12 protein-coding genes are annotated in these 11782 nt (G+C 37.7%); 3 read left to right on the forward strand and 9 right to left on the reverse strand.

Annotated elements, in window-relative coordinates:
* Positions 1-199 precede the first annotated feature (199 nt).
* Complete coding sequence (locus tag ACIQ7N_RS12610) at positions 200-1144, reverse strand: DHH family phosphoesterase (protein WP_402932512.1); 945 nt, start codon at positions 1142-1144, stop codon at positions 200-202.
* A gap of 90 nt (positions 1145-1234) precedes the next feature.
* Between ACIQ7N_RS12610 and ACIQ7N_RS12615 the strand changes: the two genes are divergently transcribed.
* Entirely contained in the window at positions 1235-1540 is a 306-nt protein-coding gene (locus tag ACIQ7N_RS12615; protein WP_132357202.1) for a YtpI family protein, read from the forward strand.
* 214 nt (positions 1541-1754) lie between these two features.
* Here the strand turns inward: ACIQ7N_RS12615 and ACIQ7N_RS12620 are convergent, their stop codons facing one another.
* Together ACIQ7N_RS12620 and ACIQ7N_RS12625 are read right to left on the reverse strand one after the other, a co-directional pair.
* Positions 1755-3062: a DRTGG domain-containing protein gene (locus ACIQ7N_RS12620; protein WP_132357203.1), complete on the reverse strand. Its 1308-nt coding sequence runs from the start codon at positions 3060-3062 to the stop codon at positions 1755-1757.
* A 152-nt stretch (positions 3063-3214) separates the two neighbouring features.
* Positions 3215-3898 (reverse strand): metal-dependent hydrolase, encoded by a 684-nt coding sequence (locus ACIQ7N_RS12625; RefSeq protein ID WP_402932516.1) that lies wholly within the window; start codon positions 3896-3898, stop codon positions 3215-3217.
* A 228-nt stretch (positions 3899-4126) separates the two neighbouring features.
* Between ACIQ7N_RS12625 and ACIQ7N_RS12630 the strand changes: the two genes are divergently transcribed.
* Complete coding sequence (locus tag ACIQ7N_RS12630; protein WP_402932519.1) at positions 4127-5215, forward strand: M24 family metallopeptidase; 1089 nt, start codon at positions 4127-4129, stop codon at positions 5213-5215.
* Positions 5216-5743: 528 nt separating this feature from the next.
* On the opposite strand, the gene ald is transcribed toward ACIQ7N_RS12630, so the two are convergent.
* Positions 5744-6859, reverse strand: a complete 1116-nt coding sequence (gene ald / locus ACIQ7N_RS12635) for an alanine dehydrogenase (protein ID WP_402932522.1) — start codon at positions 6857-6859, stop codon at positions 5744-5746.
* Between the two features lie 379 nt (positions 6860-7238).
* On the opposite strand from ald, the gene ACIQ7N_RS12640 reads away from it, so the two are divergent.
* Positions 7239-7688: a universal stress protein gene (locus ACIQ7N_RS12640; protein ID WP_049667487.1), complete on the forward strand. Its 450-nt coding sequence runs from the start codon at positions 7239-7241 to the stop codon at positions 7686-7688.
* A gap of 240 nt (positions 7689-7928) precedes the next feature.
* Here ACIQ7N_RS12640 and ACIQ7N_RS12645 read toward each other — a convergent pair whose 3' ends face one another.
* The 5 genes from ACIQ7N_RS12645 to sppA form a co-directional block, all read right to left on the reverse strand.
* Entirely contained in the window at positions 7929-8858 is a 930-nt protein-coding gene (locus ACIQ7N_RS12645) for a class I SAM-dependent methyltransferase (protein ID WP_248716883.1), read from the reverse strand.
* Positions 8859-8947: 89 nt separating this feature from the next.
* Positions 8948-9451, reverse strand: a complete 504-nt coding sequence (gene tpx / locus ACIQ7N_RS12650) for a thiol peroxidase (RefSeq protein ID WP_132357208.1) — start codon at positions 9449-9451, stop codon at positions 8948-8950.
* Between the two features lie 123 nt (positions 9452-9574).
* Positions 9575-9796, reverse strand: a complete 222-nt coding sequence (locus tag ACIQ7N_RS12655; RefSeq protein WP_402932526.1) for a hypothetical protein — start codon at positions 9794-9796, stop codon at positions 9575-9577.
* A gap of 140 nt (positions 9797-9936) precedes the next feature.
* On the reverse strand, positions 9937-10554 hold the full coding sequence (locus ACIQ7N_RS12660; protein ID WP_402932529.1) for an RDD family protein: 618 nt from the start codon (positions 10552-10554) through the stop codon (positions 9937-9939).
* A 12-nt stretch (positions 10555-10566) separates the two neighbouring features.
* Complete coding sequence (gene sppA / locus ACIQ7N_RS12665) at positions 10567-11580, reverse strand: signal peptide peptidase SppA (RefSeq protein WP_132357210.1); 1014 nt, start codon at positions 11578-11580, stop codon at positions 10567-10569.
* Between the last annotated feature and the right edge of the window lie 202 nt (positions 11581-11782).

The following is an 11782-nucleotide window of genomic DNA, read 5'->3' on the forward strand; positions in this document are numbered from 1 at the left end:
TCTCTTAAGTTTACAAATAATCACCAAATATCGGAAAATTACCATGATGAGTCGTTGATCTCCGTTCCGGCTGGGCGCTTTCCTGGGGGCGTCCGATGAGCCCCTAGGAGTCGCCCAGCCTCCACTCCAATCAACTTATATATGGCATACGTTTAACAATGTCATCCACTAATTTTAGCGAAGAGCCCAATATTTATGTTTATTGATATGATTTACAAATTTCCTGTAATCGCGTTATAACACGCTCTGCTTCTTCCCATGTATAAGCTGTAGCCCCAGATGCAAGCGGATGTCCTCCACCGTTAAATTCCTTCGCCAAAGTGTTAATGATAGGGCCTTTTGAACGTAAACGCACTCGAATTTGATCGGCCTCTTCAATAAAGACCACCCATGCACAAATACCTTTCACACTTCCAAGACAGCCAACTAACAATGACGCCTCTGACGGTACAACATTAAATTCTGCCAGCAATTCCTTTGTCAGCTTGATATGTGCTGCTCCATACGCATCCATTTTGAAATTTTGATAAATATAGCCCTGTAAATTTAATAGCTTTTGCTCCATTTCATACATTCCATCGAAAATTTGATTTCGATCAAAATTATATGTAATAAGCTCTCCTGCAATTTTAAACGTTTTTACGGTCGTGCTAGGGAATTGGAAACGTCCTGTATCCCCTACAATACCGGCAAATAATAATCTAGCGGAGGCATCGGGTAAAATCCAGTTTGCTACTTGTTTCCCTTCCTCAAAAAGCTCATAAATCATTTCACTACAAGAGCTCGCATTCGTATCCACCCATAGTAAATCACCATACGGATCATCATTTGGATGGTGATCTATTTTTATCATCATTTTTCCTTTTGTATAGCGTTGATCGTCAACTCGTTCAGTATTAGCCGTATCTGTCACTATAACTAAAGCATCGTCGTATATATCATCCGTAATGGAATCTGGATATGCTAAAAATGATAAAGATTCATCATGCTCACCTACAGCAAAAACCTTCTTTTCCGGATAATTTGCTAAAATAAGCTCTTTTAACCCTTGCTGAGATCCATATGCGTCTGGATCTGGACGCACATGGCGATGGATAATGATTGTTTCATATGAAGCAATTGTGTCGATGATTTGTCTTTTCAAATTAATTTCCCCCAAATTGATAGTAATAACCGTTAGCATTTTTCTCTAATTATCGTTACAATAATGACTAGTTATGCTAGGAGGTTTACTATGCTCAATTTAATATTTGTATTTGCAATAATCATATCATTTGTTTTTTATTTTTATTTTAAAACAAAACAGTTTCGTTCTTCATTACCAATCGCTAAAAATTGGTACAAAAGTAAAGCCAATGTAAGTTTCGGTGCATTTATCCTTTTATTTGGTTTAAACCAAGCCTATTTATTCCCTGGGTTATATACATTTATTATTGTAGCAATTCTTATCGTTTTAGGCATCTTTGTTGTTATAGAAAATATAAAAAGGGTTCGCCACTACGGTCAATTTGTTGACGAGGAGTACCGAATTAACCAATAAATAATCAATTATGCACCGGCATAATTACGTTTGGAATCGGCATTGTACTTAGGCCATCAGGTGTTTTTTGTACGAAAGCGTAGGGGGAGCGGCACCGATGTAGGTCAGTTAGTTGTTATAGACTAATAACTCCCCTCCGATTCCGTGACACCCGCTGAAAGAAGTGAAAGGGATGGTCTAGCATTTACCCTAGACCATCCCTTTTTGCGTTTTCTTAACGTTCCAGTAGTTGGAACATCATCATAGCCTTCCCAACAAGCATTTGTTGATTAAACACTTCGAAGTCCATTTTCACAAACTTACGACTCATATCTAATATTCGAGGCTTTACAGTAAGTGTACTTTCCATTTGCACAGGCTTGATGAAATAAATCGTCATGTTTTCGGCAACTGCATCCCCACGTTTACGGCGCTTTAATGCGAATGAGCCAACTTCCGCTAACAAAGTTGTGAATGCTCCATAAGAAATTGCACCATATTGGTTTGTCATTTGTGGTGTTACTTTAAATTCTACGATCAATTCTTCATCGCCAAGTACCTTCATCTCGTTTTTCACTAAATCATCAATCGTTTCACCATGCTGTGGTTGTCTTTGAGCAAGCTGAAGCGCTTTTAGTACATCTTGTCGACTAATCACACCTTGCAAAATATTGTCATCATCCACAATTGGTAATAGGTCAATCCCTTCCCAAATCATACGATGTCCTGCAGAAGCAACGCTCATTTTCATCGATCCAGCAATCGGATTTTTTGTCATAACCTTATCAATTAGCTCGGTTTCTTCTCGACCGATAACGTCTTTTACGGTAATCATCCCAACAAGCTTATTGTTTGCTGTAACAACAGGAAATGCACCATGAGTTGTTCGTTCATTTAGCTTTTGGAAATGATGAATAGTTTCATCATTTCGAAGAACAGAAGTATCCGTCATCGGCACATAAATATCTTCAATAAATAAAATATCTTTTTTGATTAACTGGTCATAAATTGCACGGTTAATCATTGTTGCTACGGTAAAGGTATCATAGCTTGTTGAAATAATCGGTAAGTCCAAGGAATCTGCAAGTAACTTGTTTTCCTCAGTTGTATCAAAGCCCCCTGTAATTAAAACAGCAGCACCAGCTCGCAGTGCATTTTCATGTGCTTTTATACGGTTACCAACGATGAGCAAGCTTCCAGCATCTGTATAACGCATCATATCTTCTAATTGCATGGCACCAATAACAAATTTCGTTAACGTTTTATGTAGACCTGTTTTTCCACCTAAAACTTGGCCGTCTATAATGTTAACTATTTCAGCGAAGGTTAATCGCTCAATATTTTCTTTCTTTTTCTTCTCAATACGAATTGTTCCAACACGTTCAATAGAGCTAACTAAACGGCGATTTTCCGCTTCTTTAATGGCACGGTATGCCGTTCCTTCACTCACCTGCATTTCCTTTGCAATTTGACGTACTGAAATTTTATCACCTACGGGTAATGATTCGATGTATTGTAAAATTCTCTCATGTTTTGTAGACAAAATATCACCTATTTCTCAAGCATCAAATTCTGCTCTTAGTGTACCATATTTTTTATTAAAATATTTAATATAAAATGATAATTTGTTTTACTTTTCCCATCGTTTCAACTACGCACGTGGTGCCAACTCATATAGTACAGCAGTGTCACAAATTAGGAACAGTTAACTTTTTCACCTACTTTTAAAATTTGAACCTCTGCATTTTGCACTAAATCTGCAAAATTTTGTGGATCCTGCTCGATTGGAGGGAATGTATTATAATGAATTGGTACAACAATTTTCGGCTTCAAAAATGAAACTGCACAAGCCGCATCCTCTGGGCCCATCGTAAAATTATCACCAATCGGTAAAAATGCAATATCAATAGGATGGCGTTCTCCAATTAATTTCATATCACTAAACAAAGCGGTATCCCCTGCATGATAAATCGTTAAGTTTTCGATAAATAATAAAATTCCAGCAGGCATCCCCATATATATAATTTCATTATTTTCTGTTACAAATGACGAACCGTGGAACGCTTGCGTGAACTTCACTTTACCAAAATCAAATTCCTTAGCTCCCCCTATATGCATTGGATGCGTTTTCACTCCTTGCCAAGAAATCCAATTAGCTAGCTCATTCGGTGCAATGACAAGCGCATCTTTTTTCTTCGCAAGCTCGACTGTATCACCGACATGATCATTATGGCCATGTGTAAGTAAAATAATATCCGGAGCCTCATCAGCAACCTTTAAATCTGTTAGCCCATTCCCGTTAATGAATGGATCTATTAATATTGTTTTCCCATTTGATTGAATTTTAACAACTGAATGTCCATGATAACTAATTTCCATATAAGTTTCCTCCCAGCAGTACATATTGTGCTACATCATTTTTATTCGCTATCCATGCGATTTTTCCCTTTTTTTGATATGCTAGTACAGAGAATAATAGATTCTTTCCTAACAGAGGTAACCTTGTAGGAAACAATTATTCATTTCGTTGAAGCCCCATGCCGGTGAGGCTATTATTTAGCCAAGCACTTGAAATTTTTTTCAATGCACTAAGAGGAGGAACTGTGTATGTTAAAGGTTGAAGAAATTCAAAACTATTTACAACAAAACCAAATTGATGCCGCTTTCGTAACGACACCTGATAATGTTTTTTACGTTTCAGGCTTTAAAAGTAATCCGCATGAGAGATTACTTGGCGTGATGATTTTTAAAGAGGCAGAACCTTTTTTAATTTGCCCCAAAATGGAAATCCCAGATGCGAAGGATGCAGGTTGGCCTTATGAGGTCATCGGTCATCAAGATACTGAAAATTCAATGGAAGTTCTTGCCCAAGCTATTAAAGCTCGTAATGTTAACCCACAAACATTTGCTATTGAAAAATCTCAGCTCATCGTAGAGCGTTTAGAGGCCCTACAACAATCATTCCCGCAGGCTAGTTTTGTTCGTCTTGACGAAAAAATCAATGCAATGCGAGTAATTAAAGATGAAACAGAATTAGAAAAATTACGTAAAGCTGCAGAACTAGCAGACTATGCTATTGAAATCGGCTGTAAAGAAATTGCTGAAGGCAAAACAGAAATGGAAATCTTAACTGCGATCGAAAGCGCTATTCAGGATAAAGGCTGCAAGATGTCCTTTGAAACAATGGTATTGAGCGGTCTAAAAACAGCCTCTCCACACGGTAAACCAGGTGCTCGAAAAATAGAAAAAGGCGATATGATATTATTCGACCTTGGCGTAATTTACGACGGTTATTGTTCTGACATTACACGTACGGTTGCCTTTGGTGAACCTAGTGAGGCACAAAAGGAAATCTACAACACAGTATTAGCCGCTAACACAAATGCAATCGCAACTGTAAAACCAGGTGTTCGCGCAATGGATTTAGATAAAATCGCTCGCGATACTATCACTGACGCAGGCTATGGCGAATATTTCACACATCGACTTGGTCATGGACTAGGCATTTCTGTACATGAATTCCCATCTGTTACAGGCACTAATGAAATGACTATGGAAGAAGGCATGGTCTTCACAATTGAACCAGGTATCTATAAATCCGATGTGACTGGTGTCCGCATTGAAGATGATGTGGTAGTAACAAAAGATGGCGTAGAAATACTTACAAAATTCCCGAAAGACTTGATTGTACTGTAAGTTTATTTAAGGAAAAGGAAGCACCATGTCGGTTGCTTCCTTTTTTAGTGTAAAGTATAGCTCTTCCGCAAAGGGTTGATTTCCGTTCCAGCTGGGCGCTTTCCTGGGGGCGTCCGATGAGCCGCTTCGCTTCGCTGCAAGGTCTCGGGCCAACACGAGGTTGGTCACGAAGGCGTTATCACAGGATGTGATGGTTTTAGCCTTCGTTCTTCTATCGCTGATCCCCAAGGAGTCGCCCAGCCTCCACTCCAATCAACTATCTCATATAGTGTGTATCTTCTTGCATAGCACTCTAATTTATTCCCGTGGGAAAGCGAGACCCTGCCGGAGCGGATGTTTCTGTGCGATAGCGTAGCGGCAGCAACAAATGTTTTATCTGTGCGATAGCGTAGCGGCAGCAACAATCTTTCCTGTAGCGAAAGCGAAGCGACAGCTACAAAGGCCTAAGTCGGCACGGAGCCATAGTTCTTCAACAATACAAAAGGAAGCACTCATCATTAAACATAGTGCTTCCTTTTGTTATGTTACTTATTGAATTAATTCATCAACATTTACATAGGGCAGACCTTGAGAATCTGCAACAGCCTTGTAAACAAGATGTCCATCTATAGTATTAACACCTAGTTTTAGTGCAGCATTTTCAACACATGCTTGTCTATAACCTTTATTCGCAATTTGTAGCGCATAAGGAATTGTATTATTTGTTAAAGCAATTGTTGATGTACGTGGTACAGCTCCTGGCATATTTGCTACCGCATAATGTACAACTCCGTGTTTTACATAAGTTGGATCATCATGTGTCGTCACTCGATCAGATGTCTCAAAAATTCCGCCTTGGTCAATAGCGATATCGACTACTACTGAACCCGGTTGCATTGACTGAATCATTTCCTCAGAAACAAGCTTTGGTGCTTTAGCTCCAGGAATTAAAACTGCCCCAACTACTAAATCTGAGTTTTTCACTGATTCTGCAATATTATAAGGATTCGACATTAATGTTTGAACATCACGGCCAAACAAATCCTCTAATTGACGTAAACGCTCTGGGCTTAAATCAATAACCGTTACATCAGCACCCATACCTACAGCAATTTTTGCCGCATTTGTTCCAGCTATACCGCCACCAATTACTGTTACTTTACCGCGTGGTACACCCGATACACCGCCTAGTAAAATACCTTTACCTTCATGATTCTTCTCTAAGAATTGTGCACCAATTTGCGTTGCCATTTTACCAGCAACTTCACTCATTGGTGTTAAAAGTGGTAAGGATCCATTTGCTAATTGCACTGTTTCATAAGCAATGCCTACAACTTTTTTATTTAAAAGTGCCTGCGTTAATTCAAGCTCTGGCGCTAAATGTAAATAAGTAAATAAGATTTGACCTTCATAGAAGTAATCGTATTCTGATGCTACGGGCTCCTTTACTTTCATAATCATTTCTTGTGCCCATGCTTCTTTTGCTGTCTCAACAATATGAGCACCTGCAGCAACGTAGTCTGCATCTGTAAAGCTTGAGCCTAAACCTGCTCCAGATTCAATGTACACTTCATGACCTGCATTCGTTAATGTAACAACCCCTGCTGGTGTCATAGCTACACGGTTTTCATTGTTTTTAATTTCTTTTGGAATACCAATCTTCATCTTCCCTATCCCCTTCCATTACCTAAAAAATAAGCACATTTTGTTACATACTCTTCGATGTATTGATGCACCCCTTGCACTTCCATATTACCAAACATAAACAAAAAATGCTTTAATTAAAATAATAATAGATAAAATTTCTAATATTCTAATAACGACAAACATTCCAATTAATATATTGATAATTAGTTATTCTTGTCGATATGAGATTTCCTGTAGAATGCCTCGAAAGTAACAAAAAAATTGCTTTTTGATAGTACTATTTATTTTTTTGTGCATGTAAATGCCTTCACTTCTTCACATTTTTTATGACGGAAAGTATTTCCTTTAGAAAATCATTTGGTATAATCAACATATACAAATCAGGGAGGTAATTCAAATGGCTAATAAATATAAAAGCATTGTAGTTGCAGTAGACGGTTCTAAGGAAGCCGAATACGCTTTCCGTAAATCGATTGATGTAGCAAAACGTAATGAAGGTGCTGTATTAAATTTAGTAAATGTTATTGACACACGTTCTTTCGCTGCAATCGAAGCATATGATCGTTCAATTGCTGAGCGTGCACAAGCATTCTCTGAAGAGCTATTAAATGGTTACAAAAAACAAGCTGAAGAAGAAGGCTTAACAAATGTTAACCTTGTAATTGAATACGGCTCACCAAAAAATATCATTACAAAAGAGCTTTCTAAAATTGTAGACGCAGACTTAATCATCTGTGGTGCAACTGGTCTAAATGCAGTAGAACGCTTCCTAATTGGTTCAGTATCTGAAGCAATTGTACGCTCAGCTAAATGTGACGTACTTGTAATCCGTACACCTGAAAATTAATTTTGTCTTACATAAAAGGTATCCTATTTTGGGTACCTTTTTCTTATTGTAGAAAAACCTTTATGACTTTAAGAAGTGCAGCGGGTGATTGGCGTGAAGACTGGGCGACTCCTTGGGGATTAGCAATAGAGGAACGAAAATTAACCCTTTCGTTTTTGCAGCGACTCGAAGTAAAAGTTATTTTATTTTATTCTTTTAGCGACAAACTAAAAGGTATCCTATTTTGGATACCTTTTATACTTATTTCCCTTCTTGCCACATCTTCACTTTTTCGAAGAACATAGCAAGAGCTTGTTTATTTTGCATGTTTGGTACTTTTGCTAATAATACTTCTTTTGGAGCATTGAATTCCTTACCTTGCTTTTGCAAAATGACAATGCTCTTTTCAAGTGCTTTATTGGCGAACATTGTATCTGGCAATTGAATAATCGCTTGAATCCAAGCATGCTTTTGAATGTATTTATGCAGTTGTTTCGACTGCTCAGACTCGAAGAGATGGGTTGGTGCTAAGAAAAATAAGTAGCCCCCATCCTTTGTGTAATTAATGGACTGCTCAATAAATAAATGATGTGCATAGCTCATTCCTTCTGAAGCGCATAGTTCATAATCTAATGCGACATCTTCATTCGGATAATACCCGACCGGTAAATCACAAACAACAGCATCTGCAGGATTTACTAATAAATCTTGTAAAGCATCTTGACGGAATAGGGAAACGGGCTGCTCTGTCAAATCAGCTGTAGCAGCAGCTATACGAATAAGTAGCTCATCAACTTCTACACCTGTAGCTTCTGTTTTTCCGTCTAATAAATTCATAACTGTTAATAGTAAATTTCCTGTACCTACTGCTGGATCTAAAATAGATATTTTTTCTGTTTTTAGTCGTTCTGCAAATAGTTGCTCCACAAAATAACCAACTAATAATCCAAGAGTATCAGGTGTCATTTGGTGATTCGGCTGAGAACCTTTTCGCATCCCCTTTAAAACAGCAATTTGAATTGCTTTGCGCACATCTTCCTTTGTAGCACCGTCTTGTGAAAAGTCAACCTCCCCATCTAACCATGCCTCTAAACCATCTAAAATCCCCTCTAGTAATGTAACATTATGTTCTTTTTCTATTTTTTCAGCATGTTCATTTAGCTTACCAAATAACTTTTCGATATTTTCCATACATAACTTCCTTTCAAGCAGAAAAGAGCCGTGACAAAAACTTGTCACAGCCCCTTTGTCTAGTAATATCTTAGCCTAATATCAATAAATTATGCTAGTGCTTTGACAGCTGCTATTGCCGCTTCATAGTCTGGATGGTTTGTTGCTTCAGGAACATATTCCACATATGTCACTTTGTCATTTGCATCCACAACAAACACCGCACGCGTTAGAAGGCGTAATTCTTGGATGTAGACACCGTATGCTTCACCAAATGAAAGATCACGGTGATCCGAAACTGTTTGAACAGCATCAATGCCTGCTGCACCACACCAACGTTTTTGAGCAAATGGAAGGTCAACAGATACCGTATAAATAACTACATTATCCCCTAACTTTGCTGCTTCTTCATTAAAACGACGTGTTTGTGCGTCACAAACACCAGTATCTAATGATGGTACAACGCTAAATAAACGAATTTTCCCCTCTGAATCTTTTAATGTAACAGGTGATAGATCATTCGCTAATACAGTAAAGTCTGGTGCTTTGTCTCCAACTTTTACTTCGTTACCTACAAGTGTTACTGGGCCATTTTTAAATGTTACTTGTGCCATATAAACGCCTCCTAATCTTCATATGTACATAATATTACTAAATGGAGGGAATTAATTGCAACTGAGACAGCTCATCAAAATAGTTTTGAAAGAATTTTCTCGAACCTGTTCTACGATAATTGCTTATGGTTGCACCATTTCTGCAAGCTCATCACCATAATATAGGGTTGATTTTCGTTCCGACAAGGCGATGAGCAGCTTGGGGCAGGAAATGTTTTTTGCGCGAAAGCGAAGCGGCAGCGGCAGGGTGTTTTTTGCGCGACAGCGAAGCGACAGCGGCAGGGTGTTGGTAATGAAGACGTTATCACAGAACGTGATACATTTTCCTCTATTGCTAATTCCCAAGGAGTCACCCAGCAGGTACGAAGTCGTTATAATTAAATGTCATCCCAACTTTCGGGACTTTTCTCCAATGAACAAATCATTAATCACCTCTACCATCACAAAAAAAAAGCTGTCTCACCGTAATGAGACAGCTCAAGCCATTATTCTTCGTTATGTTTTTCCAGCTTTTCAGGTTCTGGTTTTTCCTCTAGAGGTGCAGATTTAGTCTTTTCCTCTTTGATTGGCAAATATGATTGCACAATATCTTTTTCAACATATACTTTTTCATGAACGACTGTTGTATCCGCGAAAAAATCATGTAGACCCTGATTGTTTGGTAAAATGCCTACAAGAATATAAAGTGGCATGAAAATGCTATTGATGATACGCCCTATCCAATCACGGAATAACACATCTGACCAAGTCAGTTTATCATGCTTTAATGAAATAACACGCAATCCAAATATCATTTTCCCTAATGTTTGGCCAAAAAACTTCGTCATTAATACGAAATAACTGTAATAAAGAATAGCAGATATAATCGAAATCGGTGCATACCATACAGTCTCAGATAATGACCAATCCATTAAATAAAAAATTGGGTTAACGAGAATTCCACCTATAGCTGTAATAACGAATCCATCTAATAAAAATGCCCAGAAACGTATCCAAAAGCCTGCCGTTTTTAACGCATAATTTTTATTCGTAATTGGCTGATTTATTAGGAACGTATTCTCCATAGAGGGTGAACCTTGCATAACAATATCATTGTTTGTCATTGTACTCCCTCCTTAGTTTTCGCCATATAAGTACATCATTTTTGGTGCTTTATAATCTGCCATAATTTTCATCAACATTTTTTCCTCTGCTGAAGGGCCAAACATTGATCCAATCTTCATCCCAACATATGATGGCCAACCACCCGTCTCATATGAATACTCAAATAATTCTGCGTCCTCTAAACTAAAGTCTTTACGCATTGCAGTAATTGCTGCTTCCTCATCGCCAATCTCATCTACTAAGCCCGCTTCCAGAGCCTTCTTACCACTAAGAATTCGACCATCGGCAACTTTTTTCACATTAGCTTCAGACATATTACGACCTTTTGCCACAATATGAACGAATTCCTGATATGTTTCATTAATCATGTCTTGCATCATAGCACGCTCTTCTGGTGTTACTTCACGCATTGGGCTAAGCATATCTTTATGTTCACCAGATTTAAACGTCTCATATTTAATCCCAACTTTTTCTGCTAATGCCTGATAATTAATAGATTGCATAATGACACCAATTGAACCTGTAATTGTATCACGTTGCGCAAATATTTTATCTGCAGGCGCTGAAATATAATAACCACCTGAAGCTGCCATCGAATCCATAGTTACATAGATTGGAATTTGTCTCTCTTCTTTAATTTCCATGAGTTTTTTATAGATTTCAGCTGATTCCTTTACTCCGCCACCTGGTGTATTAACACTTAAGACGATACCTTCCACAGTCTTATCATTTAAAATATTTTCTAATTGATCTAAGAAAAATTGATGATCATAAGAAACTGGTTCCCAAAACGTACTTGAGCCAACATCTTGAATCGTACCGTCAACCTTTAAGTATGCAATACGTTTATCCATTTCGCCGCTTTCTTTAACTTCTTCCATCAAAGTTAAATCGTTTCCCGCCACCAAGCTATCAAAATTACTAAAGAAATTCGATTTAAAAATTGCAAAAATTGTGTTGATCCCTAATGAAAACAATAATAATACACCTGCAATTATTAAAGCGGTCCACCTTTTACCATTCATATCTTTCCGCCTCCTCATAACGTTATACGATTGATATCCAAATTTGTTTCATTCTTATTGCAATAATATGTTTAGCACCATAACATGGGGTATACTTTTAACCATTCCAATCCACTTATAAACTAATTACACGTTTTACAAATACCATTTTTTAGTAACCAACCAATACTATGCAATAAATTTAACCAATCCAGCTTATTCA

It is taken from the genome of Lysinibacillus sp. NPDC095746, from assembly GCF_044763535.1.
In the GTDB taxonomy this organism is placed as follows: Bacteria; Bacillota; Bacilli; order Bacillales_A; family Planococcaceae; genus Lysinibacillus.

Bases quoted from the DNA above. Each gene is read 5' to 3' on its own strand.
- ACIQ7N_RS12615 (WP_132357202.1), top strand. From the start codon at position 1,235: ATGCTCAATTTAATATTTGTATTTGCAATAATCATATCATTTGTTTTT.
- ACIQ7N_RS12625 (WP_402932516.1), bottom strand. From the start codon at position 3,898: ATGGAAATTAGTTATCATGGACATTCAGTTGTTAAAATTCAATCAAAT.
- ACIQ7N_RS12630 (WP_402932519.1), top strand. From the start codon at position 4,127: ATGTTAAAGGTTGAAGAAATTCAAAACTATTTACAACAAAACCAAATT.
- ald (WP_402932522.1), bottom strand. From the start codon at position 6,859: ATGAAGATTGGTATTCCAAAAGAAATTAAAAACAATGAAAACCGTGTA.
- ACIQ7N_RS12640 (WP_049667487.1), top strand. From the start codon at position 7,239: ATGGCTAATAAATATAAAAGCATTGTAGTTGCAGTAGACGGTTCTAAG.
- ACIQ7N_RS12645 (WP_248716883.1), bottom strand. From the start codon at position 8,858: ATGGAAAATATCGAAAAGTTATTTGGTAAGCTAAATGAACATGCTGAA.
- tpx (WP_132357208.1), bottom strand. From the start codon at position 9,451: ATGGCACAAGTAACATTTAAAAATGGCCCAGTAACACTTGTAGGTAAC.
- ACIQ7N_RS12660 (WP_402932529.1), bottom strand. From the start codon at position 10,554: ATGACAAACAATGATATTGTTATGCAAGGTTCACCCTCTATGGAGAAT.
- sppA (WP_132357210.1), bottom strand. From the start codon at position 11,580: ATGAATGGTAAAAGGTGGACCGCTTTAATAATTGCAGGTGTATTATTA.